Origin of the sequence: Arundinibacter roseus, from assembly GCF_004348825.1 — a bacterium.
Classification (GTDB): Bacteria; Bacteroidota; Bacteroidia; order Cytophagales; family Spirosomataceae; genus Arundinibacter; species Arundinibacter roseus.
Map to the genome: position 1 here is coordinate 159,177 of NZ_SMJU01000002.1, position 24,736 is coordinate 183,912.

Here is a 24,736-nt window from a genome sequence, read left to right on the forward strand (position 1 = left end):
ACCACAAGCCTCAACCCGCTGATAAGTAATTTTGCCTTTTTTGAAAGCTGGCGTAGGTATCTTTACGCTTTATAAAAAATCCACTTGGCGAGTTCCTTATAGGTAACTTTCTTGCCATACATCAGGATTCCGACGCGGTAAATGCGGGCTGCCAGCCAGGTGGTGCCCATGAAACCAAGCACCAAAAGCACCATCGAAAGGGCTAATTCCCAAATCGGTACGCCAAAAGGAATGCGCACCATCATGACAATCGGCGAGGTAAACGGAATGATGGATGTCCAGAAGGCAAGGCTGCCGTCGGGGTCGCGGAGGGCCATTTGGGCAAAAACAAAGGAGAAAACAATGGGCAAGGTAATGGGCATCATAAATTGCTGCGTGTCGGCGTCGTTGTCAACGGCCGCACCAACGGCCCCAAACAAGGCACTGTACAGCAGGTAACCACCCAAATAGTAAAACAAAAAACAGGCAATGATGTAGGGAATATTCAAACTGCCCACAGCTTCCAGCACTTCCGTTACCGGATTATTATCTGCACCCGACATCGCCGTTGTGGCGGGATTCATGCCCGCGCCGGGCATTCCTTTCTGTACCTGTTCCATTTGGGCCTGCATTTTTTCGGGATCATCGCCCATTTTACTGCCAAAGATTGCACCGGCGGCAGAAGTCAACAGGACGGTCAGCACGATCCAAAGGACAAATTGCGTCAGACCGACGAGCGCTACGCCAATGATTTTGCCCATCATGAGCTGATAGGGTTTCACCGACGAGATGATTACTTCCACAATCCGGCTGGTTTTTTCTTCGGTTACGCCGCGCATCACCTGCGTGCCGTAAACAAAAACGGAAATGTAAATCAGAAAGGCGCAAATGCCGCCAATGGCCGTGGCTGCACCGGAACTGCTGCTTTTTTCACCTTCTTCGTTGAGGCTAATCGTTTCAGAACTGACATTGACGCGGGCGTCTTCCAGCACTTTGCGCGTAATGCCTGCTTCGGTTAGTTTTATATTTTCAATCTGCCGTTCAATAGTTTTTTCAATATCACTTTTCAGGTCCAGGCTGACGTTCTTGGCCGCATAAATCCGTACGCCTTTGGGATTGTCGAGCACGTTTTCGGGAATAAAAACCAGCGCATTGGCATCTCCTCTTTGAAACTGAGCCTTGGCGGTATCGAGCGTTTGCTGTATGGATACAAAGCGTAACTCTTCGGTATTTTTAAATTGATTGGCAAACAGACCGCTCTCGTCCAGCACCTGCACGGTTTTGGTGTCGGTGCTACCCACCGCAATCCAGATTACGGCGGCATAAAAACCTACGAAAAGGAGAGGAGCCAGGAAAGTCATGATAATGAATGACTTTTTCTTCACCCGGACCAGGTATTCGCGCTGTAAAACAAGTAGTATATTTTTCATTGATAAATGTCTTTTTTCGGATGGAAAGCGTTGAATTTATAAATCAGAAAACAGGAACAAACCTGATTCAACTTTCAGGGACTTCATTGACCGCCCGCATGAAAATATCGCTCATGGTAGGAATATTCTCTCCAAACGAATGAATCTCTACCTGAGCGATAAGCTCCTGAATGAGATGATTGGCAGAAGTTCCGGGCGGCAGGCTGATGTCGGCCCGTGAAAAGCCGGTCGGCAGCTGTCGGGCATTCTGAACTGTGTACTGACTCGTCAGCCCGTTCAATTCGCCGCTATATTCTACAAAAAATGTATTCGTTTTAAACTGTTCCTTAATCACTTCCTTGGGTCCGTCCAGCACTTTTTTGGATCGGTGAATGAGCGCAATATTGTCGCATAATTCTTCCACGGTTTCCATGCGGTGCGTCGAAAAAATGATGGTGCTTCCTTTTTGGCGCAGTTCCAGAATCTCGTCCCGAATCAAGTTAGCGTTGATGGGATCAAAACCTGAAAAAGGCTCGTCCAGAATGATGAGGTCGGGCTGATGCAGAACCGTAGATACAAACTGCACTTTTTGCTGCATGCCTTTGGATAGGTCCGCCACGTTTTTGTCCCACCAGGTTTTTATATCAAATTTTGTAAACCAGATTTTCAGCTTATCCATGGCTTCACTTTTCGACAAGCCTTTGAGCTGAGCCAGGTACAGCAATTGCTCGCCTACTTTCATTTTTTTGTACAGGCCGCGCTCTTCGGGCAGGTAGCCAATGCGCCGGATGTGATTCTCGTGGAGGGGTTGCCCATCAAAAATTATAGTACCACCGTCCGGTCCGGTGATTTGATTGATGATCCGAATCAACGACGTTTTACCAGCTCCGTTAGGCCCCAACAGTCCAAAAATACATCCTTTGGGAATGCTGATGCTGACATCGTCGAGGGCCCGGTGCCCGGAATAATCTTTAATAATGTGATGAGTTTCAAGTATATTCATACGAAAAGGCGGTTAAGTTTTTTAGTTGTGAGAAATGAGCTACGCAACCCTACCAGGTGCTTTCTGAACTCAAAGGTGCGAAAGAAAGCAGCTGGATACAATGGCTAATCGGACGAATAATCGCCGCACGGGATAAATGGTTAATAACAAAAAGCGAGCGGAAGGATCCGCTCGCCCGAAAAATAGCAGCATAAATTTAAAATACAGCGGCTCAGGAATACTTTGGCCGCACCTGATACAAAATCCAGCCACCAATCAGGAAGCTGAGTACTAAGCCAATAAAGTTCAGCGAGATCAAACTTACCGCCAAATTGACCAGAAAGGCATAGTACATCAGGGTCCAGCCTTTGATGCTTCGTGCGCGAAGGGGCTGAAACGCCAGGATATAAATAACGGCGTTGATACCTACACCAATAATTCCCACCCACATTTGCCAGGTGGAGCCGTAGCTGTTGGTTCCGATGGAAATAAACGTAGCCAATGAACCCAGGCCAAGCAGGCTAAGAAAAGCCAAAACACCCAAAAATGCACCAATAAGCGCGCCCCAGGGGGCAAGAGTTACCAAAAATTCGGTCAGGCCTTCGGGGAAGGCCGGAAATTTGGAAAATACGTTTCGTACTTCGTTTTCAAGCGGTAAGGGTTGTTCCATACAAGCTGAGCTGTTTTAAGGTTAAAGGATTGAAAGGAATTTTTATGAAAACTAAAATAATTACGGCATACAATCAATACCAGCCTGATAATCTGTGGGTAAGTGGTTGGTTTGACTGAGTGGCCCGCTCGGCTGAGTACCTGATTGCCCGCCTGTGTTTCCATTTTTTTTAGTATGTTTAGAAATCTGTTAATACCAGGAGTCAATCGCTTTACTTAACCAAAAACTCGTAACCCTTTTTATGAAAAAACTCGCACTGCATTGGCAAATTCTGATTGGTATGGTGGCCGGGGTACTGGCCGGATATATTTTATCGGAGTTTGCGTGGGGAAAAGACTTTGTGCTTGCCTGGATCAAGCCCTGGGGCACAATTTTCATTAACCTGCTAAAACTCATTGCCATTCCGCTCATTGTGGCTTCGCTCATCAAGGGTGTGTCTGACCTGGACGACATTCGGCAATTGTCGCGCCTTGGTACCCGCACGTTGGGTTTATACATTTTGACCACGCTTTTGGCAGTTGTTATTGGTTTGGTAATTGTTAATATTATTAATCCCGGCAGTTTTATTAAAGAATCCACCCGCACCGAGCTTATGAATAGCTTTGGAGCCAATGCGGATCAAAATGTCAGCAAAGCGGGCGAAAGTCAGGGGCGCGGGCCGTTGAGCGCACTGGTAGATATTGTGCCTGATAATATTATCGGTGCTGCGAGTTCTAATGGCAACATGTTGCAGGTCATTTTCTTCGTGGTGTTTTTTGGCATCGGACTCATTCTGATTCAGCCCGAAAAGTCTGATCCTGTTAAGCGTTTTTTTGATGGGGTCAATGAAGTGGTACTCAAAATGATTGATCTCATCATGCTGGCCGCTCCGTTTGGGGTCTTTTCGCTGTTGGCCGCTTTGGTGGTAGAGTCGCCTTCGCCGGATGTTTTTCAGGCATTGGGGGCCTATGCACTCACGGTGGTGCTTGGCTTGGGTCTATTGGTCTTTGGGTTTTATCCCACCCTGGTGCGGATTTTTGCGGGCATTTCGTACGGCGATTTCTTTCGGGGCATTGCTCCCGCGCAATTGCTGGCCTTTTCAACGAGTTCGAGTGCTGCCACGCTGCCCGTCACGATGGAGCGGGTAGAAGAGCACATGGGTGTCGAAAAAGAAGTTGCCTCTTTTGTGTGTCCCGTTGGCGCAACGATCAACATGGACGGCACGAGTTTGTATCAGGCCGTGGCTGCCGTGTTTATCTCTCAGGCCTTTGGCGACGATGTTACGCTGGGCGAGCAGCTGACGATTGTCCTTACCGCAACCCTGGCTTCTATCGGCTCGGCAGCGGTGCCGGGCGCGGGCATTTTGATGCTCGTGATTGTGCTAGAATCCATCGGGGTAAATCCCGCCGGCATCGCCTTGATTTTTGCCATTGACCGTCCGCTCGATATGTGCCGCACGGTCGTGAACATAACGAGTGACGCAACGGTGGCGATTTTAGTGGGGAAAAGTTTAGGAAAATTAAACCCCCCGAAACCCAAAAACTGGGATGATCATCTGCATGAATAGGATAAAAGAAATACAAAATCAGATCTTTATTTGAAAGGAAAGAAATCCTGAAAAATTTTATTGGGGTATGCAGCATGGGCCACCATCTGCATACCTTTTTTTTATAAGTTTACTTCTTGGAATAAACTTTAAAAGCCCCTGTCTCACTCATTTTATCTTGCTTTCATTTTGTATGAAAAAAAACAGTTTACTACTGAATTGGGTACTCGTTTCTCTGGCAGCCGTGGCCACGTTGCTAAATGAATATGAAATTTTACTGTTGCCCGGTCCGGTGTTGCTGGGGCTTCGCTGGGCAGCCCTGGCCGGACTGCTGGCCTATGCAATTATCCGCAAAAATCTGACTACCTCCATTTTAGTAGCTATGCTGGTGGGTACCGAAATCGGCTACGACTTTCCTGAATTTGCTCAGAACCTGCGCTTTCTTCGGCAGATTTTCCTCAAAATGATCAAAACCATCATTGCTCCCCTGTTGTTTGCGACCCTAGTAGCGGGCATTGCCGGGCACTCGGACCTCAAACAGGTCGGTCGGATGGGCTGGAAATCCTTGTTGTATTTTGAGGTTGTTACTACGGTTGCCTTGTTTATCGGGCTGTTTTTTGCCAATTGGTTCAAGCCCGGCGAAGGCATTCTGGCACCTGCCAATTTCAGTGGCGAACTCCCTCCCGTCGAGCAGCAGGGCTGGCAGGACATTATTTTGCACACGTTCCCCGAAAATATCGCCAAATCCATCTACCACGGCGACGTGCTTCAGGTCGTGGTTTTCAGCATCATATTTGGCGTGGCGCTTGCCATGTTGCCCACGGTAAAAAAAGAGAAATTTGTGGGTGGCGTAGAGCTTCTGGCCGAGGTAATGTTCAAATTTACCAAGATCATCATGCTCTTTGCGCCGATTGGCGTAGGGGCGGCTATTGCCGAAACGGTCGGTCATATGGGGATTGACGTTCTGCGAAATCTGGCCATGCTGCTCGTTACGCTTTACTGCGCATTGCTGGCGTTTTTGTTGTTTGTGCTAGTGCCGGTGGCACTCTTTGCCCGCATCCCCTTGCTGAAATTCGCCAAGACGATTGCCGAACCCGTATCCATTGCTTTTGCCACCACGAGTTCAGAGTCAGCTTTGCCGAAAGCGATGGAAAAAATGGAAAAATTTGGCGTGCCGCGTCAGATCGTTTCCTTTGTGATGCCCACCGGATACAGCTTTAACCTCGATGGCTCCACGCTGTACCTGTCATTGGCGACTATCTTCGTAGCGCAGGCCGCCGGCGTTGATTTTCCGATTGGTCAGCAAATTGCGATGGTTTTTTTGCTGATGCTTACCAGCAAAGGCGTAGCCGGAATCCCCCGCGCCACGTTGGTCATTCTGCTGGGTGCTGTGGCAAATTTTGGTCTGCCCGAATGGCCCGTTCTGCTGATTATGGGCATCGACGAACTCATGGATATGGCACGAACCTCCGTCAACGTGATTGGGAATTGCCTGGCAACTGCCGTGGTTGGCCGTTGGGAAGGAGAACTGGACGACGCCAAAATGCACGCCTCGGATCAGGTGGCGGTGTAGGGACAAATAAATTTAGGTTATTAAGTAATCGTGCAAAATTAGATTATATTCTAAATATATAAACTCTCAAATGCTCCGTAGGAGCATTCCATGCCGGGCTAACCGTTTGTAGTCAATTTGTTGATAATGAGTATAACTAGCTCCGTTAGGAGCGAACCATCAGCAGCACCCACGGGCCGCTCCTAACGGAGCTCATGAGAGATTAAATGGACATTATTCTACTAACGGTAAGCCTCTACGAGGCATAAGTAGTACTATTATTCAAGAGATGCCCATTAAAAAATTATACTCTAAACTAAATTTGCTTAATTACTTACTGTTTTGAGCCTTTGTTGGTATTTTTCACTGAAAGCATTCTTCCTAATTGCGGAGTTTGTTTGGTGAGAATACCAGCAAAGGCTGGAAAAAAATAGCAGAGTAATCTTCAACATTTCCGGAAACAAGCACCGGCTGATAGTAGCCATCAATTATCACTTCAAGGTTGTGCGGGTGTGTTTTATTGGGACTCATGCCGAATATGACAAAGTGGATGCTACTACTGTAAACCTTTACTAGTTGTAACAAAATTGTAACTAAGGATTGTATGATAACTGTCGAAGCTATTAAGAATGAGGAGCAGTATATCCGGGCTATGAAAAGGATGCAGGATATTTTCCTGGCAGCGCCTAATACTCCGGAGGGCGAAGAGCTGGAGGTGTTGGTGACTCTAATCGGAAAATATGAGAGTGAACACTACCCCGTTGAGCTGCCGGATCCCATTGAGGCAATAAAAGAACGGATGGAGGATCTGTCTTTGAAGGACAAAGACCTTGTGCCATTTATAGGTAATAAAACTTCTGTGAGCCAGATACTTAACAGGAAAAGAGCATTGACGATTGAGATGATTCGGGCGCTTTCGACTAACCTTGGCTTATCTGTTGAGCTTTTAATCCAACCCTATGAGCTGAATGGAAAACAGACGCATCAGCCGGCATAGTGAGAGTGTTCAATAAAGTGTGTCAATTTTGAATAGGGTTAACCGTGCAAAAAAAACTTCAAATTTTGAATGTGTGGCCTTTCATAAATTTAAGACAAGTATTCAAAATGAATCGTTACCAATTCCGCCTCCTTTTCATTAGAAATCAAACCAACTAAACCTGATTTTATATTTTTGAGCCATTTTTGGTGAGAAAATATAAAAAATGGCTCAATTAAGATAATTAAATAATGTTGCAAATAATTAATTATCAGTACAATAAAAAACTAATGGCTGGGCGATGTTCCGCTAATAACCTAAATGCTATTTACAGGCCTTTACTCTAACTAATCTTCTCCTTCACAATCGAAAACGCCAGGTCATATTGTTTTTGAACTTTGGCAAGAGACTTCTTTACGTTTGCGAGCGAAGCCGGATAATCCGAATGAATGCGCATGAGCTGTTCGGTGATTTGGGCACCTGTACTTTGCTCAATTTCGAAGGTCCAGTCAAACAACCCCAAATCATAGTACATCTGACCTTTGATGGTGTCCTGCGGTTGACGCAGGTAAAAGGCCGGGGTGCCATTAACTGCCGCGATGATGGGAGAGTGGCATTCAAAACTAAGCACGGTATGTGCTTTTGCGTAGAGGGAAGCCGCCTCGTCGGGATACCAATAGTCATGTTTTACGACAAAAGGTTTTACATCATCAGGCAACGGATCAATCAATAATTCGTCGATAATATCTACCTGATAGGTCATTTCGGGGCAAGCCACAATTTTATTTTTGGTGGTCCGTACCCACGCAATCATCGCCTCGCGGAGTTTGGCATGATCTACTTCTTTCTTGGCATCATTCAGCGTATCAACCTGCTTGATATATTCATCGCTCCACCCCGATTTATTTGCATTGAATTTGTAGTAGGGTGTTACGCGAAGCCGGGGAATCACACAAATAAATTTGCGGTTTTCCAGCCCATGTGTATCCATAAATTGTTGGGCTTTGGCTTTATCCTGAATTTCAAGATCGAAGGTAGCATCCGGTGCAAACGCAATGTGCTCTCCGGTAATGCCGGCTTTTTTAAGCACCTCGATGGATGCCGTTTCGCGGGTAAATATAAATTTGGCCTGTGGCAAAAGTATTTGCAGCGAAGGCGATACATTCCCGATCGTGACGCCAAAAATCCCGAAAGGCTTGCCTGTTTGGCGATGCCACGCTTCCAGATAGTCCTGCGCAACTACCGAAGGACCCGAACCGTGTATAAAAAAATCTACCTCACGAAACGCCTGTTTTACCTCCTCGCTTTGGGACTCAAAGGCTTTGTTTACGCTTCCGTGAATAATGTTAAGTCCAGGATAATGCTTTACGAGCATATCCTCTACGCCCTGATTTTTACTTTTTTTCCAAAGAATCAGTCGGGCATTGGGCAATCGTTTTTTTAATAATCCAATGAGTCCAGGTGTGTGGGCAATGTCGCCAATATTTACAGGTTGCCAGCCCGACGTAATCATAATCAACGGATTGTCTTTCCGAACGGCACCTTCAATTTGGCGGGCCATTGCATCAAATGTGCTCAGGAAAGCAGCCGAAAGAAGGCCAGTTTGGCTAATAAATTTTCTTCGATTCATAACGTTGATACTCAGGATGATTTAGAAAGAATTTTGCCAAGCTGATCCATCGTGGCTTTTTGGCGTTGGGCTACGAAAGTCATTGCTTTTTGTACCTTTTGCTTCGCTGCGGGATATTCTTTGACAATTGTCGTCAGTGTAGATTGCAGGGCAGAGGCAGGTGCTTCATCAATGTCGAACAGCCATTCGGGCAGGCCTATATCCTGAAACATCCAGCCCTTGCGGCCGTGTGCTACGGGGCGTGCGTGCATGATCGGCACACCCGTCGCAAGACCCATGATGAGCGAGTGCGGCTCCATTCCAAAAATTGTATGCGCGCGGGCGTAGACCGACATCGCTTCATCGGCGTTCCAGAACGTTTCCCGAAAAACCGTTTTACTTTTTATATCGTCTTCCAGCGTGTCATACAGCATCGTTTTTCCATAAACCGTTTCTTTGAGTGCTTCGGGGGCAATCAGTACTTTATGGCCGGTGGTGCGTACCCAATGCGTAATCAGAGCCTTGACTTTATCCAGGCGTTTCTGATCTTCTGCTTTTTTCTCCGGAGTTTGCGCCGGATTCATTAGGTTGCCTTGTCCGGTACTTCCCAAATGCGGCGTGTTGGTTCGCAAAACGACCACCAGAAATTTCTGTTCTTCCAGGGCGTTGGCTTTCAAATACGCCAGGCCTTTTTCTTCATCCCGCACATCAATGCCAAAACATCCGTCGGGTGCAAATTCCATCACGGGAGCTTTGAAACCCAATTCTTTAATATGCTTGACCGATTCGCTATCGCGGCAGTAGATAAAAGCTGCCCGGCTGAGCACATCCCGAAATAGCAGGTCAGAAGGGGGCGCAAATTTGTCGAATGAATGCCCGTACAAACCAAAAGGAATGCCTTTTTCGTGGCAATACAAAAAAGGCGTAAGACTCGACATAACAGATCCCCAGTCATAATTGAACAGGCCGTAGTTCATGCTCATGCCCGAATTATGAATATAAAAATCGGCGCTCTCAAATGCTTTCATCACCTCTGCACTCGTGTTTTGCCCGGCAAATTCTCCCTGAACAATTGTTACTTTGGGGAAATTGCGCCGGATAAGCTCCTCCGTAACCGGGCGCGGCGACGCATGCCACAGGATAATTTTGGCTTGTGGCAGGTGCCGTTCCAGAATCCGCAGGGTGCCGGGCGTGTGGCCAATGTCGCCGATGTTTTTGTCATTCCAGGACGACCGCAGCAAGATGGTTGGATTGGGTTTTTCAGCCACTGCCGACGACAGCGTTGGAGGCAATGGACTGTTGATAGACAGCGAGGCAGCTGTGACAGCAGAGGCTTTTATGAACGAACGGCGACTTTGCATACGTTTTGGTTACTGAATGTCGAAAAAGTAAGGTACCTATTTTGCTCCGGGATACCCAGGATTTTGTTCAAGAACTGCTTCCCGATTGGCATCAATGGCTTTTTGTGGGATTGGCCATAGCTCATGGTAGGGCTGCATCGTCGCTTTGGCGTCCCAGTTGTAGCGGGTGGCGCGTTCGTACAGTTTCCCCAGCCGCACCAACGTCCGGCGGCGTGCTTCCTCTACGGTTAGCTCGCGGGCACGCTCATCCAGCAGATAGTCCAGGCTTACATCAGCAGCTTCTACGGGTTTTGCATTGGCGCGGCTGCGTACGACGTTGAGGTCGGCGGCTGCAAGCGCCATATTTCCTTTATGAATATGCGCTTCGGCCCGGAGTAAATAAGTTTCAGCTAACCGCATTCTGACTTGGTCGTTGTTGGTACGGCCCGAAAGAGGCGCCGGAAGCTGACCCTCAATTTTACGGATCATAGGATAAAACCAGCGGAGCGTATCCACGGCAATAGTGGTAGGCGTGCCGTCGGGACGGGCAATAACCGCCCGGCCATTGGCTACCGTGTAGCGAGCCTGTTGGCCAAAAAACTCCGAAGTTTTGTCATTGTAAATCCATACCCGGCGAATGTTATGGTGCGAATTACGCATGTCATTTTTAAAATTATCTTTCCAGATGTCATAGAAAAAATAGTTGGTGGGCCGGTTGCCACCCTGACTACGTCCGATGCTGTCGCTCACCAGAATACGCTTGTTGTCCGGGGAGCGGATGTTTTCAAATTGTGGGCCCCACCATCGCAAATCGTGATTTTGACCTTCGGCGCCGCCTACGGTTAAGAACTCATACTGAACGGCCCAAATCGTTTCCAGATTTCCGGAGCCTCGGTTTTGCTGATTGGTCCAGAAAAGATCCGAAAATGCGTCGCCCGGACGACTTGTATCGCCAAAGCGTTTGGTCATGAGCTGATACGCACCCGCAGAGCCGTCGAGTACCTGTGTGGCAGCGGCAATGGCTTTGTCGTAAAAGGAGGCATCTTTGGTCGCCTGACCCAGGCTGATGTATACTTCCGACAAAAGATGCAGGGCGGCGGCTCTGAAAATCCGGCCATCTTTGGTCGGGTCTGAACCCACAAGTGGTAAATTCTGAGAGGCAAATTCAAGATCAGCCTGAATAAATTGAAGCACTTCGGTGCGGCTTGCGCGGGTAAAATCAAAGCGTGGGGCGGTTAGTTCCTGATCGACGATGGGCACACCGCCGAAAAGATTCACGAGTACGTTGTAGGTAAATGCTCTGAAAAAGCGAGCTTCTGCTACCACCTGATTTTTCTCTTCGGCCGTCCAGTTAATCTCTGGATTTTCGGCTCTTGTAATAATCAGATTCGCATTTTTTAACATGGACGCATACGCCCAATCCCAATAATAACCGACAATTTGATCGTTGGGAAGCACCAGTCGATAATCTTTCATAAACCGTCCGTCGGCAACGCCGCTTGTGCTTACATCCGTCCCCGTACCCATTTGATCGGGACGGTCGAGGGTTCTTTCATCGCGGGCATTTTTGTGAAGAGCTACCAAAATGGATTCAAAGCCCGCTTTGTTACTCAAAAGATTTTCCGGACTGAATCGGTCCAGCGGTTTTTCGTCTAAAAATGATTCCTGACAACCGCTCAGAACGAGGAGCAAGCCGGCAAAACACAGCTGAATTAGTACTTTTATGTTTGATTTCATGATCTTGTTTTTTATGGTTAAATCAACCTGAAATTTTATAAACCCAAAGATATACCTACGACCCACGAGCGCATCAGCGGACCATTCGTAACGTTCCGGCCACCTGATCCGTGCTCTGGATCCCAGCCGTCCCAACCGGTCCAGGTATGCAGGTTTTTGCCGCTTACATACACTTTAAGCTGATTGAGGCGGGTTTTTTTGAGCAAACTTTCGGGTAGTTCGTAGGCCAAACTCACATCCTGCAGGCGCACAAACGTGCGGCTTTGATAAAAGCCATAGCCAAGCAGGTTGGGATAGCCGATACTTGGCCGATCCGTCAGCGGATTTTCGGGGGTCCAGTAAGGAAGGTCCATCAGGTTTACCCGATCAAAAAAGTTATTGCCGTGGTTCAGCAGGCTGTTGCCACTATATCCGCCGATACGGGCATTGAGGAATACTGAGAGCGAAAATCCACCATACGCCAGTCGGTTGGTAAGTCCGGTTGAGAAATCGGGTTGTGAGGAATGCAGCACCTGCCGATCTTCCGGTCCGATTTTGCCATCGCCGTTGATGTCTTTAAATTTCACATAGCCTGGCTTCGCACTTGGATCAATCACGTTTTCTTCGCCTTCCTGCCAGATTCCGTCCCACACATAGTTGAAGTTTGTTCCCTGCGGGTGGCCAATGAACCGATTGCTGGCTATGTCATCATCTTCGATACCATCGCCGTTCAGATCGTTGCCCGACAAACTCGTGATTTTGTTGCGATTTAGCGTAAAAACAAAGTTACTTGTCCAGCTGAATTTTTGGTGTGTATAGTTAGTCGTATTGAGTGTAACTTCAACTCCCCGGTTGCTTGTAGCGCCAATATTTGTAAAGAAGATTTCATAGCCCGTCATATTTGGTATGCGGAGATCAAGCAGCAAATCCGAGGTATTCATGGAATAATATTCTACCGAACCCGATACTTTGTTTTGAAACAAACTGAAATCTAATCCATAATTAGAAGCAACCGTAGTTTCCCAGCCGAGCAGGCGGTTCGCCATTGAGGTAGGAGTAATACCAATGCTCGTCACGCCATTATCACCAAATACGTACTGATTGCCGCTTTGGGTCATGTTGCTGAGTGATGAGTACGGGTTGATGCCCCGGTTGCCATTTTTGCCATAGGAATATCTGACTTTCAGGTAATTAACCCAGGAAATGTCACTCATGAATTTCTCATCCGAAACCATCCACCCCAAACCTACCGAAGGGAAATTTCCGAATTTACGCCCAGATCCAAAAGCCGAGTAGCCATCACGACGGATCGTGAAATTGAAGAGGTATTTGTCCAGCAAGCGGTACCCAACACGCCCCATGTACGACGTTGCCTGCGACTGCGTAGCCGTGGTGCTAATCAGTTGATTTTCACCAATACCTAAACCATTATAGGATAGTACATCACTGAAAATGTTATTGCTCGACAGCGAAGAACCGCTTTCTTTGGTACGCTCAAAACTCTGTAAAAGAGTTAAATCAAAGGCGTGATTCTCGCCAAAATTTTTGTTGTATTTTACAATGTTTTCCACCGTCAGGTAGTGGTGCTTGCGGGTAGCTTTGCTGCCATTGGCGAGCCGGAAATTGTTGTCGCGGGGCTCATTGATCGAGGGAGTGAAGTTGGCATCTTCATTGAACCGGAGATTATTTCCCATGTTGAGACGATAGGTCAAACCCGGAATCGGCAACTTAATATCCATATACGCATTATTGAAAAGCGTGTTGGAAAGGCTCAGGTGGTCGTTTCGTACGGTATTAAAAATAGGGTTTGGCGCAATACCGTCATCCATTGGCAGGCTTTTCAACTCTCCATCGTCGTAGTAAAGCGAAGAATAAGGGCTTAGGTAACTGGCGGTCTCAAAATTGGCCCGAATACCCGAGTAATCTTTGATGGTAAAACCTGTATTTGTTCCGATTGATAGCCAGTCAGTTAAGGTGATGTCCAGATTGAGACGTGAGGAAAACCGGCTGAAATTATCGCCCATTACCCGGCCCTTCATGTTGGTATATGAACCTGATACATAATAATTTACACGTTCTGTGCGTCCCGAAAGACTGAGCTCGTGGTTGTACATCGGCGCATCCTGTGCAATTGCCAGCCACGGGTCAATCGTTCTTCCTGCGGCGCGGTTTGCTTCCTCAATGGGATTCAGAATCAGCGGTCTGCCCAAAAAATCAGCGGCATCTTCTTTCATTTGCAAATACCTTTCAGGGCCCATCATTTTAGGAGTATTGGCAAAATCCGACATGCCGTAATAAGCGTTATAGGTCAGTCGGGGCTGAGCGGACGTACCTTTTTTGGTCGTGATCAAAATCACCCCGTTCGTGGCCCGAGACCCATAAATACTTGCCGAACTGGCATCTTTCAAAATGTCAATAGATTCTATATCATTGGAATTTATATCCGAAAGTCCTCCGGTATAAATGATTCCGTCCAAAATTATGAGCGGTGCATTGCTTGCAGAAATAGAAGCATTTCCCCGAATCGAAATGGTTCCGTCGGCTCCCGGTCTGCCGGTGTCAATGACCGTAACCCCGGCCACCGAACCCCGCAGGGATTGCGACACATTCACGTTTGGATTCGTTGCATTGAGTTTAGGATCTATCCGTACAACGGAGCCCGTCAGGTCTTTTTTGCGTTGCGTTCCGTAACCTACCACGACCAATTCGCCCAGGGCTTTGGTGTCCGTTTGCAGGCTTACGTTAATGACCTGTTGGTTTCCGACGGTGCGTTCTTCGGCGGTATAGCCAACAAAACTGAAAATGAGCACTGCGTTTTCATCCGGAACGGTCAGTGTATACGCGCCTTCGCTATTGGTGGTGGTTCCGCGCTGCATACCCTTAATCAAAATACTTACGCCAGGCAGCGGTGCGTTGTTTTCCTGGTCAACAACCTTTCCGGAAATATTCAGTTCAGCTACATTTTTGATCGTAGACGCTGCGACGGTACGCTCGGCGATGACGGACTCGGATTGGTTGATGACTTCATTTTTTTCGGTTCCCGGCAGAGTCGTCTTCGATTCTGAGGTAGAAGAGGTACTGCGGGAAGCAGTTTTACTGCTGATAATATAGCCGCCTTTACCCGATTTTTTAAAAGTTAAATTCAGCGGTGAAAGCAGCCGATTGAGGTTCTGTTCCAGTGTTTGGGACGGATCATAATGTTCGGCAGGAACCTGATATTCTTCAATATTTTTACCAAAATAAAGAATATCCACCTGATGTTTTTTCTTCAATTCAAAGAGAACATCCTTCAATTTTCTGAATTTCCCTTGTTTGTCAGCTTTTACCTGCTGCTGAACCTGTTGAGCCCGTGCCCATACCTGCGCATGCAACGTGCCGGAGACACCAAGCATCAGGAGAGCAGATAGTAGAAAGTACATGCGTTTTTTCATAAAGAATAGATTTAAAAATAGGTTAATATTTTTTAGAATAAAGAGTCGGTTACAATAATTGAATCATTTTGAATGGTATAACTAAGATTGGCGGCTTCGGTAAGGGCTTTTAACAGTTCTTCGGCTGAGTGGGCCTGAAAAGATCCGTAGAGGGTAAGTTTTTTCAATTCTTCGCCTTCAATGCGGATTTTCAGGCCAAAATTATCTTCAAAAAGTTGCGTAAGTTCCTGTAAAGTAGTGCCTTCAAAAACAAAGCGATGCGCCGCCCATGCCGCATGATTCTTTGGATTTTGGATTTTACGTACATTGGCAAGCCCTGCGAGATCCACCGTTACGAGGTCGCCGGGTGCCATCATCATTTCTTTTTGCGTGTTGCCCTGCTGATACCGGAGCTGCACTTTTCCTTTATCCAGCACAACTTTGGAACCGCGTACCCGGGAGTAAACGGTAAACTCCGTTCCCAACACAACTACTTCCAGATTTTGAGGGGTTTTTACGATAAATTTCTGATTATCAAGTGTGTGCTTTACAGAAAAATTGGCTTCTCCGGTAAGTATCACTTCCCGGGTACGATTTCCAAACCCAAAAGATGGGATTTTAAGAGAAGAATTAGAGTTCAAAATCACTTTGGTGCCGTCGATGAGGTTCAGCGTTTTGGTTTCGTTGTAGGCCGTGCGGTAAGTCGTATACAGCCACATATCCTGCAAAAGCCAGGCAGCAAGCCCCAACACAAAAAACAAAGAAGCGGCGCTCCATAGGAGTCGGCGGTTGAAGCGCCAGGGCGATCCACCTTGTTCGGATGTATTCTCCTGAATAGTTTCTGGCTGCTCAGCCGTCCCGGCGTGTTGCGAGTGTGCCATGTGTTGGATGTAGGCTTCCAGCTTCTGATCAAGTTCAGGCAGATATTGTGGTGAATGCCGTTCCCATTCCACGAGCCACTCATAAAAAAGCTCCTGATTCTGAGGATGTTTCAGCCAATCTTCAATCAATCGCTTTTGCATTGCTGTACTTTTGCCTGCAAAATGATCGAAGAGTAAATATTTGTGTACGTTTGTTTCCATGAGTAGATTTATTTCTTTACGTGACAGACAAACCAAGTCTGATTTATACGTAGTATGTTAGTGACAAAACGAAAGAATTGTGAGCCAAAGCCACTGATCTTTCAGACCTGATTTCAGGATACTGAGTGCTTTATAGATGTGGGTTTCGATGGTTCGGTTTGAGAGATTCAGTTCGGTTGCAATGTCTTTTGGTGCACGTCCTTCAAAACGATTCATCAAAAAAACTTTTCGGCATTGGGGCGTAAGCGTCGAAATCAGGGCATTTACTTTCTCCAAAAGCTCTTCAATCTGCATAAGCTGTTCGGGAGTTTCTACCTGCGCCAACTGATGCGGCTGTACGGTCAGGAGTGAATCTGACTTCCGTAAATCGTTTGATAAATAATTGTATGAGCGGTTACGTACAGACCTGAACAAGTAGGCACGGTAGGAAGTGGTGACTGATTCGTAGGCCTTGGTATTCCAGAAGCTGTAAAAAATTTCTCCCACGATATCTTCGGCAATTTCCTTGGAGTATACAAACCGAACGGCATGCGTGCACATGGCGCGGTAGTAGCGCCGAAAGAGCAGTTCGCAGCCCTTTTGGGGATTCGTTTCGAATGTTTTTCGGATCAAAAGTTCGGTCGTATCCGCCTGATATGCATTCAGATTTTCTTCCTGACTGAAATCCTTCCGAGGTCCTTTATCTGATTCTTCCTGACTTTGCCAGGGATCCAAAGGTGTAATTTGAGACATTTGGCTGTGATTTGGTCTACTTTTTCCTGATATTATTCAAGAATGCTGAGGTGTATAGACAAATTCACAACTGAAAATACGTAGAGAAAATTTAAATTTTTTTTGGGAAAAGTGAAATCACCCATTTTTCGGAGTGACAATCCTGTGAGGGTGGCAATTAAATTTTAGTACAAAAGTTACCTATTTAACTCAAAAGCCGCATTTTATTCAGGATTCAGGAAAAGGGTTTTAGCAGAATAAAAAAATCGGGGTAAAGAAAATTGCCGTTTCTTTACCCCGATTGAAAGAATTTTGACCTACTTAAACGTAGGTCATGCCGTAGCTTCGTATAAAAATCAGCATTGCTTCACGTTGATACGTTTTATTTTAAGCTACAATTGAAAAACACCTCAACCAATTGCCCGGTCGAGATGTACGTAACCACCATCCACATGGATCAGCTGCCCGGTGGTATGACCCGAGCGGTCCGAAAGCAGAAAAACCACCATGTTTGCTATTTCTTCGGCGGTGGTCATGCGCTTTTCAAAAGGAATTTTTGCGTTAATCTCCGCCAGCTTTTTTTCAGGATCGGGCATTGACTGAATCCAGTCCTGATACATAGGTGTGTAGCATTCGGCTACAATCAGGGCATTTACGCGAATGCTATACGGTAGCAATTCGACGGCCCACTCGCGGGTCAGAGCGTTGCGGCCTCCGTTGGCAGCGGCATAGGCGGAGGTGCCGCCCTGTCCGGTTTCGGCGGTTTTGGACGTAACGTTCACAATTGCAGCGCCTTTTGATTCTTTCAAATAGGGCAGCGCATAATGAGCCATCAGGTAGTAATGAACCAGGTTTTTATGCAAGGAGGCGACAAACGATTCGTAACTTCCGTTTTCCAGACTAACGCCGTCGTTCACACCGGCATTATTTACAAGCCCGTCGATGCGGCCAAAAGCTGCCACCACTTCGGCCACGGCCTTGCGGCATTCGTCGGGCTGAGATAGTTCGGCGGTTACGGCAAAAGCCTTCCCGCCTGCGGCGGTAAGTTTTTCGACTGTCGCCTGATTATCAGCCTGATTGCGGCCAACTATTACCGGAATTGCATCTTCGGCGGATAGTACCTGACAAATGCCTTCACCAATTCCTTTGGCACCGCCGGTTACGAGTATTACTTTATCCTGTAAATTCAGATTCATTTTTTGAGTGATTAGTGGTAAAATCAGTAAAGGAATGTGGCCTCTTCTTTTACGCTTTTTTTCAAAATTATGAATAAAACAATCAGGTGAAACAAGCCTAATTCAGGAAAATAACCTCTTATAAATGGGTTTTCGGTAGGCAAACTGCGCCCACAGAAAAGGATACATCAGGTAGTCGAGTATCAGAAAAGGCGTACGGTACTCGATTTCGTCGGCGATGAGCGTGCCGTTGGATTCGGTCTTGATGAGTCGATGCGTATGCCGCCAAAATGACAGAAAAAAAGGTAAGGTTTGGCCTTCATCAACAAAGTATATCTCCTGCTCCGTTTCCTGCTGCGAAGCGATGATGCTTGTCCATTTTTGCTTGAATAGCAGAAAGTTAAGTTCCAGTGAGACGATGTCGCCCGGATAGCTGCCATCGAAGCGAAGCAACCGAACAGGCGGAAAAGGCGGGCTGAGTTTTGTAAAAAGGCTTTCATCAAATCCTTCCCAAACGGTACGAAGAGGAGCGGAGACGGGGGTTTGCAGTGTTACTTTCATGTTCGTAGAACTGTGAATCAACGTGGATAGTTTTGAATTTAACGAAGCATTTATCCTCGCAGAAAGCAGGCAAGGAAATGTTTTTTAAAAAATTTAATAAATTGCCTTCGTTCGTTTTTTCAGCAGTCCATTAAAAACCAAATTTATGATCACCGTTTACGGAATACCCGCCTGCAATACAGTAAAAAAAGCCCGAACCTGGCTCGATGCGCATGGCATTGCATATGTGTTTCATGATTACAAAAAATCAGGAATTGAACGCAGCAAACTGAATCATTGGATGACGCAGGTAAGTTGGGAAAAACTCGTGAATCGGGCGGGCACCACCTGGCGCAAGCTTTCAGACGAGCAAAAGGCCGCGGTCATTGATGCCAACTCGGCAGCTGAGTTGCTTCAAGTGCAGCTATCGGCAATCAAACGCCCGCTTCTGGAAGACGCCACCGGAACTATACTTGCGCTGGGATTTTCGGAAAGTGAATACGAGAAGATTTTTTCAGTTTGATTGATTTTTTCTGTACGATTTTACAAAATATTAATAATCAGATACTTACATGAACAAAAGCCATATGCTTATCGGGTTTGCAGCGCTCTCGCTGACGGCTTTGGGCAGCTGCACGACCTTACGGAAAAGCGCTTCAACTGCCAAAGATTTTAAAGTGGTGGGTTACTTTACGCCCGGCACTGCTGAGCCCGAACGTTTGCCGCTTCAATATCTCACCCACATCAACTATTCGTTCGCAATTCCGGCGCCAACAGGTGATACGCTGTTGCCACTCAGACAAGACGAAACGCTCAAACGGCTGGTAGCGCATGCGCACCGAAAGCAGCAGACCGAGGTTTTTATTTCGGTTGGTGGCTGGGACATTGGCGATGGCGGGGGAGAAGATGGCCGTTTTCATCGTATGGCCGAGCGGCCCGAAGGCAGGCACACATTCGTGAAAAGTGTCATGCACCTGGTTCGGAAATATACACTGGATGGCGTGGATCTGGACTGGGAATATCCCGATGAAAACCACCGCTCGGCAGAGGATTACGTGTTGCTGGTGAGTGAGTTGGCGGATTCGTTGCACGCATCTGGCAAAAAGCTAACCGCTGCCGTGGTGGCGAGTGGCAGTAAAGGGTATGGAACAAAGAAAGAAGCTCTTGACAAAATGGATTGGGTCAATCTGATGGCGTATGATGGCGATTACGGGGGAGATATTCTCAAAGCGCATTCGCCCTATTCGTATGCCGTGCAGAGTATTAACTATTGGATAAATGAACGTAAACTACCTGCTTCCAAAGCGCTCATTGGTTTACCCTTTTACTCTAAAAAGGGCTTTGGACAGTTTGGGCCAACCTATCAGCAGCTTATTGCCGATGGGGCAAGCGCCTATGATGACTATTGGAAAGGCGCTTTTTATAATGGCATCAATACCATTGAAGCCAAAACCCGCCTGGCCCGGAAAATGGGGCTAGGAGGAGTGATGATCTGGGAAATTGGCCTGGACACCGCAGACGATACCTCACTATTGAAGGCAATTGATCGAGCGAAACGATAAAAAAAACCGACCTGTGCAGGTCGGTTTTTTTTATCAATTTATATCCAGTTGGACCTTACAACTTTGGCACTTTGGCCTTGGCCGCTTCCAGATCTTTCTGTTTGGCCTGCATATCAATGACCGATCCTGCCAAATCGTTTTTATTGGTTTCCTGTTCTTTTGCCAGTTCTTCCAGGCGTTTTTGGGTACGCTCGATTTCTTTGGTCAGGCGCTCATTATCTTTTTGCAGTCGTTGGTGATTCTTATCCGCCAAAGAATAAAATTCTTCCGCTTTTCGAACGTCATCACGAAGAGCAGCATAGCCCGAGAAATCTTTAAGAAATTGTTCCGCAGCCCGATAGGTTGAGTCTGTGAAATTAGCGACGAAGCGATCCCCGATTTTCAAAGCCATAAATAATTGAGTAATGTTTTTGGACGTAGAGACCTGACTAATGACCTCTGCCGTAGAAGTAGTAATGCCCGGAATCGTAGCCCGGTCTACGGTATACACGCCCCGCCGGCTATTGGTTTTGCCCGTTTTTTTGAGATAATCTTCCCAATAATTCCCTAAAAAGCGGTCTGAAATGGAGGAGTTCAGGTTTAGTCCAAAATATTCTTTTTTGTCAATCGTCTGTTTTCCTGGAAAGACGTTTTGGGCCAAGAGAGAAGAACTCAGGAACAACCCCGAAATGAACAAAAGAAGGGAAAGGTTTTTCATGTGTTTTGGGTCAAAAAAATGAAATGAAGTTTAATCGTTTGTGCCATCAGAATGCGTTGGCTTTCTGGTAATTATAACTACTTTTTGGGAGTTTTTAAGCTCAGCCGCAAAAAGATACGTATCGCCACCTTCTTTAAGACGCCATTTTTTTCGGAGGTCATCCGTTTTGGCAGGGAAATTCCGTACAGTCAAATTGGCTTTGCCGTCGGGCACATAGGCGGCTATTTCCCGGGCGTTTGGTTTGCAAACCGCCCTAATCTCAAAACTTCTGCCGGGAAAATCGGCTACAAAATGCCGTGAGGTGTACAAATGCGTATGTTGCGCAAGTTTCGCTAATCCGAAGCGTTCGGCCACCGTTTTGAATGCTCCGGATTTCAGAAGAGCCGGATGTGGCTCGTACAAAAAGCTCTGCGGGTCAGAAAATGTAGTGGTTACGTGTTGCTCCTCGCCACGGGTAAAATCAAAAGCATGCTGTACCTGTGCATCCGGAAACAGCACGCGCACCCGAATAGGGATGTCTGTGCTCATCCTTTTTTGAGCATCAAGAAAGTAAAGAACCTCCTTGCATTCTCCATCAAGTCCAATTACGTATACGTCCCGTACGTGTGCTAATTGGCTGATTGCCTGATCTATATCCAAAAGCGGCGCCGTTTTGACCAGGATAAGCGGGGCTGCCCGCAGCAAAGTCGGAAGGACTTTTGTCAGGTCAGGGGTGCAGTCGTTGAGTTGAGCGATTTTGCGTTGCAGGCCATCCCGACGGGCCGGGTCGGAGTAAATCACATCAGCCGTTGCATTTGTTTGATTCAAATAATCCACGGCATTTTCTGCACAAACGGTAATTTTGGTAGCTCCCAAGGCCCCAAAATTATGGGCGGCGGTGTGAGCAACCTGCGGTTGATTTTCCAGGTAAATAACTTTCTCAAAAACTTTACTCATATAGTAACAGTCCACGCCCATGCCGCCGGTAGTGTCAATCAGGCAGTTGCCATGGCACAAAGTAGCTTTAAAACGCGCGGTTGTTTCTGACGAGCTTTGCTCTACCGAAAGGGGCGGGGGAAAAATAAGGGCCGGATTTGCGTACCATTCGGGCAGTTTTTTACGGGCCTTCTGACGTGCTGCTATTTGCCCGACCAACATCCGGATGCCAGGCATTGCCTGATGCCGCAGCAACAGTGCGGAAGTGTCTTCCTGTATATGCTTTGAAATAAAAGCCTGATCTTCTTTGCTTAGCGCCGGTATATTGGAGAAAGTAGTCATACCTCAAAAGTAAATGGTTTCGGGCAGGGAAGAAAACCACGGAATGAACAGAACCGGATCAAAATTTCACTATTCTGAGAAAAAATACTATGTTTTCTGCTAATTTGATATATTTTTGTTAAAATGTTATAGATAAAAAAATCAACGAAATGATTTCTTTAAAATGTCCTAAATGCTCTTCCTCAGAAGCGGTTAAAAACGGTGTAATCAAGAATCGTCAGCGGTTTCGGTGCAAAAAGTGCGAGTATAATTTTACAGTTGATAAAGTAGGGAAAGGTATTTCTACCTACTATGTCATCAAAGCGTTACAACTTTATATTGAAGGCGTTAGTTTCCGCGAAATTGAGCGACTTCTTGGGGTAAGTCACGTATCCGTAATGAATTGGGTGAAGAAGTATCAACTGAAAATTCCTGAAAAAAACTCCTATCATCCTACCTATAAAATACTGAATCATAAGGAGTTGATGGAGTTTTATGCCGATAGAGAAAACCTCACCGGAGCCGGTATGATCGTAACTGAGCTGGGCGATAAGTTTATGCTGATCAAATGGGAGCGTTTCAAAAGCTAGGCTATAAGAAGGGTAGAGGAAGTTAAGGCAAATTTTTAAAAGGCAAATAAAGAATTCATAAAAGCTCATTTGGCAGAACTCGATAAAAACAGCCGTTTTAGATACGTCTGTGCAGTTTTTCAGAAAAAACGATGGATTAAAATCGGAAGTACAGAATTAAGACAAACTATACAAATTTAGCATAACTATATCATCTACTTCTTTTTTACGGGCTAAACCAGGAGTTTTGATCGAAAATTAAACCCTCGATCAACCTTTCTTACCCAATGAAAAAGTTCTTCCCTCTATTTGTATTGCCCATGTTCCTCAGTGTTTTGTTACAAAGCGGCGTGTATGCGCAGGGTTCGGCCGATTATGGCGCTGGCCTGAAAGTGTCGCTCAACCCGGAAGGGTCAAAATACGTGCGGGTCCTTCTCTGGAATCAGATGTGGATGCGCAGCATTCAGAACAACCCCGGCACGCTCGTCAATGGCGAGCAGGCAAACTCAACGTTTGACATCGGAGCACGCCGTTTGCGGGCTCTTGCCTATGCTCAAATCACTCCCCGTTATTTGGTTTTGGCGCACGTCGGTATTAACAATCAGACGTTTCTGAACGGCGGTGCCGCGGGAACTACCGGCACAGGCGGCTACGGAGCCGGTAAAAAACCCGGCTTGTTTTTTCACGATATTTGGAGTGAATATGCCGTAATTCCAGCCCTGAATCCTGAAACCAAAAAGGCTAACAAGTCGTCGCTTTCCATTGGTGCCGGGCTTCACTATTGGTGGGGAATTTCGCGGATGACTTCTGCAAGTACGCTTAACTTTCTGGCTATTGACGCCCCAATTTTTAACTGGCCCCTCATCGAAAACTCCGATCAGTTTGCCCGTATGTTTGGACTTTATGCCAAAGGCAAACTCGGCAAACTCGACTACCGGATCAACATGAACAAACCCTTCGCTACAAAATTAGCAGCGCTCGAAGGAACTGCGGTTGATAATAACGGACAAAGCAAAATGTCCTACGGTGGATACGGCATGTATCAATTCCTGGATCAGGAGTCCAACTTGCTGCCATTTACGGTGGGTTCTTATGTCGGTACCAAACGAGTATTTAATATCGGAGCAGGCTTTTACCATCAATCAGAAGGTACCAAAAGCCTTCAAAATGGTAGCAGCAAAAATCACGACATAACCTTGCTTTCGGCGGATGTATTTGCCGATATGCCCATTGGCGATAAGAAAAGCAACGCCGCCGTAACTGCTTACAGCGTGTACTATAACTATAATTTTGGTCCAAATTATCTACGGAACATCGGGATCATGAATGTCGGTACTGCGAATCCCGATTTTGGTGGCGCAAGAGCCCTGGCAGGTGCGGGAAACAGCCGTCCGATGATCGGGACAGGTTCTATATGGTACACACAGGCGGGATTCCTTCTTCCAAAGGATCCGACCAAAGAAAAAGTTAAAATGCGGGTGCAGCCTTTTGCCGCCTACACCATGAAAAAGTTTGAGGCACTAGACAAAGCGGGCAACTACTTTGATTTCGGAACCAACTTTTTGCTGGACGGGCATCATGCCAAAATCACGCTGCAATATTCCACCCGACCCATTTATACGGCCAAAGATAACATCAATGGCACCAAAGGAGAGCTTTTGATTCAATTCCAAACCTACCTATAATCCCTTTATTTATGTACCCTTTAACCTTCACAAATCAATGAAAAACAATGACAAAGACAAAGCCCAGCGCTACTGGAAAGAGAACCTGACCTATCTGACAATTTTGCTGGGAGTATGGTTTATGGCCTCCTACGGTGCGGGTATCCTGTTTGCCGAACCGTTGAATGCCATCCGGTTAGGCGGATTTAAGCTAGGGTTCTGGTTTGCGCATCAGGGTTCTATTTATGTGTTCGTACTGCTTATTTTTGTCTATATCAGGCTGATGAACAAGCTGGACAAAAAGTACGGTTACGACGAGTAATCTTTCAATC

Annotated in this window: 22 protein-coding genes; 9 read left to right on the plus strand and 13 right to left on the minus strand. The window is 46.6% G+C overall.

The features are described 5' to 3' along the window. Positions 1–62: 62 nt before the first annotated feature. The 3 genes from EZE20_RS03155 to EZE20_RS03165 form a co-directional block, all read right to left on the minus strand. Positions 63–1,409 (minus strand): ABC transporter permease, encoded by a 1,347-nt coding sequence (locus EZE20_RS03155; protein ID WP_132114426.1) that lies wholly within the window; start codon positions 1,407–1,409, stop codon positions 63–65. Between the two features lie 67 nt (positions 1,410–1,476). Further along, the gene (locus tag EZE20_RS03160) at positions 1,477–2,391 is read right to left on the minus strand and encodes an ABC transporter ATP-binding protein (RefSeq protein ID WP_132114428.1); all 915 of its coding nucleotides are present in this window, start codon (positions 2,389–2,391) and stop codon (positions 1,477–1,479) included. 211 nt (positions 2,392–2,602) lie between these two features. Then, complete coding sequence (locus EZE20_RS03165; RefSeq protein WP_132114430.1) at positions 2,603–3,040, minus strand: hypothetical protein; 438 nt, start codon at positions 3,038–3,040, stop codon at positions 2,603–2,605. Between the two features lie 241 nt (positions 3,041–3,281). Between EZE20_RS03165 and EZE20_RS03170 the strand changes: the two genes are divergently transcribed. From EZE20_RS03170 to EZE20_RS03185, 4 genes are all read left to right on the plus strand, one after another. Next, on the plus strand, positions 3,282–4,586 hold the full coding sequence (locus EZE20_RS03170; RefSeq protein WP_132114432.1) for a dicarboxylate/amino acid:cation symporter: 1,305 nt from the start codon (positions 3,282–3,284) through the stop codon (positions 4,584–4,586). Positions 4,587–4,758: 172 nt separating this feature from the next. After that, positions 4,759–6,138: a dicarboxylate/amino acid:cation symporter gene (locus tag EZE20_RS03175; protein ID WP_132114434.1), complete on the plus strand. Its 1,380-nt coding sequence runs from the start codon at positions 4,759–4,761 to the stop codon at positions 6,136–6,138. 462 nt (positions 6,139–6,600) lie between these two features. Further along, a complete protein-coding gene (locus EZE20_RS03180; RefSeq protein ID WP_262709637.1) occupies positions 6,601–6,693 on the plus strand; it encodes a type II toxin-antitoxin system HigB family toxin in 93 nt (30 codons plus the stop codon). A 28-nt stretch (positions 6,694–6,721) separates the two neighbouring features. Beyond that, the gene (locus EZE20_RS03185) at positions 6,722–7,114 is read left to right on the plus strand and encodes a helix-turn-helix domain-containing protein (protein WP_132114436.1); all 393 of its coding nucleotides are present in this window, start codon (positions 6,722–6,724) and stop codon (positions 7,112–7,114) included. A 322-nt stretch (positions 7,115–7,436) separates the two neighbouring features. Here the strand turns inward: EZE20_RS03185 and EZE20_RS03190 are convergent, their stop codons facing one another. The 8 genes from EZE20_RS03190 to EZE20_RS03225 form a co-directional block, all read right to left on the minus strand. Beyond that, positions 7,437–8,723, minus strand: a complete 1,287-nt coding sequence (locus EZE20_RS03190; RefSeq protein WP_132114438.1) for a polysaccharide pyruvyl transferase family protein — start codon at positions 8,721–8,723, stop codon at positions 7,437–7,439. Positions 8,724–8,734: 11 nt separating this feature from the next. Beyond that, positions 8,735–10,063, minus strand: coding sequence for a polysaccharide pyruvyl transferase family protein (locus EZE20_RS03195; RefSeq protein WP_132114440.1), 1,329 nt, complete (start codon positions 10,061–10,063; stop codon positions 8,735–8,737). Positions 10,064–10,099: 36 nt separating this feature from the next. Next, positions 10,100–11,779, minus strand: coding sequence for a RagB/SusD family nutrient uptake outer membrane protein (locus EZE20_RS03200; RefSeq protein ID WP_132114442.1), 1,680 nt, complete (start codon positions 11,777–11,779; stop codon positions 10,100–10,102). A gap of 35 nt (positions 11,780–11,814) precedes the next feature. Then, positions 11,815–15,189, minus strand: a complete 3,375-nt coding sequence (locus EZE20_RS03205) for a SusC/RagA family TonB-linked outer membrane protein (protein WP_132114444.1) — start codon at positions 15,187–15,189, stop codon at positions 11,815–11,817. Positions 15,190–15,221: 32 nt separating this feature from the next. Further along, positions 15,222–16,250, minus strand: coding sequence for a FecR family protein (locus tag EZE20_RS03210; protein WP_132114446.1), 1,029 nt, complete (start codon positions 16,248–16,250; stop codon positions 15,222–15,224). A 57-nt stretch (positions 16,251–16,307) separates the two neighbouring features. Next, a complete protein-coding gene (locus EZE20_RS03215; protein ID WP_132114448.1) occupies positions 16,308–16,982 on the minus strand; it encodes an RNA polymerase sigma-70 factor in 675 nt (224 codons plus the stop codon). A 389-nt stretch (positions 16,983–17,371) separates the two neighbouring features. After that, on the minus strand, positions 17,372–18,157 hold the full coding sequence (locus tag EZE20_RS03220) for an L-fucose dehydrogenase (protein ID WP_132114450.1): 786 nt from the start codon (positions 18,155–18,157) through the stop codon (positions 17,372–17,374). Between the two features lie 102 nt (positions 18,158–18,259). Then, complete coding sequence (locus EZE20_RS03225; RefSeq protein ID WP_132114452.1) at positions 18,260–18,697, minus strand: SRPBCC family protein; 438 nt, start codon at positions 18,695–18,697, stop codon at positions 18,260–18,262. A 145-nt stretch (positions 18,698–18,842) separates the two neighbouring features. Between EZE20_RS03225 and EZE20_RS03230 the strand changes: the two genes are divergently transcribed. Both EZE20_RS03230 and EZE20_RS03235 read left to right on the plus strand, forming a co-directional pair. Next, positions 18,843–19,199, plus strand: coding sequence for an ArsC family reductase (locus tag EZE20_RS03230; protein ID WP_132114454.1), 357 nt, complete (start codon positions 18,843–18,845; stop codon positions 19,197–19,199). A 49-nt stretch (positions 19,200–19,248) separates the two neighbouring features. After that, positions 19,249–20,238 (plus strand): glycosyl hydrolase family 18 protein, encoded by a 990-nt coding sequence (locus EZE20_RS03235; RefSeq protein ID WP_228713507.1) that lies wholly within the window; start codon positions 19,249–19,251, stop codon positions 20,236–20,238. Positions 20,239–20,293: 55 nt separating this feature from the next. Here the strand turns inward: EZE20_RS03235 and EZE20_RS03240 are convergent, their stop codons facing one another. Continuing rightward, entirely contained in the window at positions 20,294–20,935 is a 642-nt protein-coding gene (locus EZE20_RS03240; RefSeq protein ID WP_132114456.1) for a hypothetical protein, read from the minus strand. A gap of 30 nt (positions 20,936–20,965) precedes the next feature. Further along, positions 20,966–22,192 (minus strand): THUMP-like domain-containing protein, encoded by a 1,227-nt coding sequence (locus tag EZE20_RS03245; RefSeq protein WP_132114458.1) that lies wholly within the window; start codon positions 22,190–22,192, stop codon positions 20,966–20,968. 149 nt (positions 22,193–22,341) lie between these two features. Between EZE20_RS03245 and EZE20_RS03250 the strand changes: the two genes are divergently transcribed. The 3 genes from EZE20_RS03250 to EZE20_RS03260 all read left to right on the plus strand — a co-directional run bounded on the left by EZE20_RS03250 (position 22,342) and on the right by EZE20_RS03260 (position 24,726). After that, the gene (locus EZE20_RS03250; RefSeq protein ID WP_132115081.1) at positions 22,342–22,761 is read left to right on the plus strand and encodes an IS1 family transposase; all 420 of its coding nucleotides are present in this window, start codon (positions 22,342–22,344) and stop codon (positions 22,759–22,761) included. A gap of 266 nt (positions 22,762–23,027) precedes the next feature. Next, the gene (locus EZE20_RS03255) at positions 23,028–24,425 is read left to right on the plus strand and encodes a porin (protein WP_199879867.1); all 1,398 of its coding nucleotides are present in this window, start codon (positions 23,028–23,030) and stop codon (positions 24,423–24,425) included. A gap of 37 nt (positions 24,426–24,462) precedes the next feature. Beyond that, the gene (locus tag EZE20_RS03260) at positions 24,463–24,726 is read left to right on the plus strand and encodes a DUF4212 domain-containing protein (RefSeq protein ID WP_132114460.1); all 264 of its coding nucleotides are present in this window, start codon (positions 24,463–24,465) and stop codon (positions 24,724–24,726) included. Positions 24,727–24,736: the final 10 nt, after the last annotated feature.

What these genes read in the sequence shown, in the direction of transcription:
- EZE20_RS03160 (WP_132114428.1), bottom strand. Translation starts at nt 2,391, where the DNA reads ATGAATATACTTGAAACTCATCACATTATTAAAGATTATTCCGGGCAC.
- EZE20_RS03205 (WP_132114444.1), bottom strand. Translation starts at nt 15,189, where the DNA reads ATGAAAAAACGCATGTACTTTCTACTATCTGCTCTCCTGATGCTTGGT.
- EZE20_RS03260 (WP_132114460.1), top strand. Translation starts at nt 24,463, where the DNA reads ATGAAAAACAATGACAAAGACAAAGCCCAGCGCTACTGGAAAGAGAAC.
- EZE20_RS03230 (WP_132114454.1), top strand. Translation starts at nt 18,843, where the DNA reads ATGATCACCGTTTACGGAATACCCGCCTGCAATACAGTAAAAAAAGCC.
- EZE20_RS03225 (WP_132114452.1), bottom strand. Translation starts at nt 18,697, where the DNA reads ATGAAAGTAACACTGCAAACCCCCGTCTCCGCTCCTCTTCGTACCGTT.
- EZE20_RS03220 (WP_132114450.1), bottom strand. Translation starts at nt 18,157, where the DNA reads ATGAATCTGAATTTACAGGATAAAGTAATACTCGTAACCGGCGGTGCC.
- EZE20_RS03245 (WP_132114458.1), bottom strand. Translation starts at nt 22,192, where the DNA reads ATGACTACTTTCTCCAATATACCGGCGCTAAGCAAAGAAGATCAGGCT.
- EZE20_RS03250 (WP_132115081.1), top strand. Translation starts at nt 22,342, where the DNA reads ATGATTTCTTTAAAATGTCCTAAATGCTCTTCCTCAGAAGCGGTTAAA.
- EZE20_RS03210 (WP_132114446.1), bottom strand. Translation starts at nt 16,250, where the DNA reads ATGGAAACAAACGTACACAAATATTTACTCTTCGATCATTTTGCAGGC.
- EZE20_RS03215 (WP_132114448.1), bottom strand. Translation starts at nt 16,982, where the DNA reads ATGTCTCAAATTACACCTTTGGATCCCTGGCAAAGTCAGGAAGAATCA.
- EZE20_RS03175 (WP_132114434.1), top strand. Translation starts at nt 4,759, where the DNA reads ATGAAAAAAAACAGTTTACTACTGAATTGGGTACTCGTTTCTCTGGCA.
- EZE20_RS03235 (WP_228713507.1), top strand. Translation starts at nt 19,249, where the DNA reads ATGAACAAAAGCCATATGCTTATCGGGTTTGCAGCGCTCTCGCTGACG.
- EZE20_RS03155 (WP_132114426.1), bottom strand. Translation starts at nt 1,409, where the DNA reads ATGAAAAATATACTACTTGTTTTACAGCGCGAATACCTGGTCCGGGTG.
- EZE20_RS03240 (WP_132114456.1), bottom strand. Translation starts at nt 20,935, where the DNA reads ATGAAAAACCTTTCCCTTCTTTTGTTCATTTCGGGGTTGTTCCTGAGT.
- EZE20_RS03195 (WP_132114440.1), bottom strand. Translation starts at nt 10,063, where the DNA reads ATGCAAAGTCGCCGTTCGTTCATAAAAGCCTCTGCTGTCACAGCTGCC.
- EZE20_RS03165 (WP_132114430.1), bottom strand. Translation starts at nt 3,040, where the DNA reads ATGGAACAACCCTTACCGCTTGAAAACGAAGTACGAAACGTATTTTCC.
- EZE20_RS03255 (WP_199879867.1), top strand. Translation starts at nt 23,028, where the DNA reads ATGAAAAAGTTCTTCCCTCTATTTGTATTGCCCATGTTCCTCAGTGTT.
- EZE20_RS03200 (WP_132114442.1), bottom strand. Translation starts at nt 11,779, where the DNA reads ATGAAATCAAACATAAAAGTACTAATTCAGCTGTGTTTTGCCGGCTTG.
- EZE20_RS03170 (WP_132114432.1), top strand. Translation starts at nt 3,282, where the DNA reads ATGAAAAAACTCGCACTGCATTGGCAAATTCTGATTGGTATGGTGGCC.
- EZE20_RS03190 (WP_132114438.1), bottom strand. Translation starts at nt 8,723, where the DNA reads ATGAATCGAAGAAAATTTATTAGCCAAACTGGCCTTCTTTCGGCTGCT.
- EZE20_RS03185 (WP_132114436.1), top strand. Translation starts at nt 6,722, where the DNA reads ATGATAACTGTCGAAGCTATTAAGAATGAGGAGCAGTATATCCGGGCT.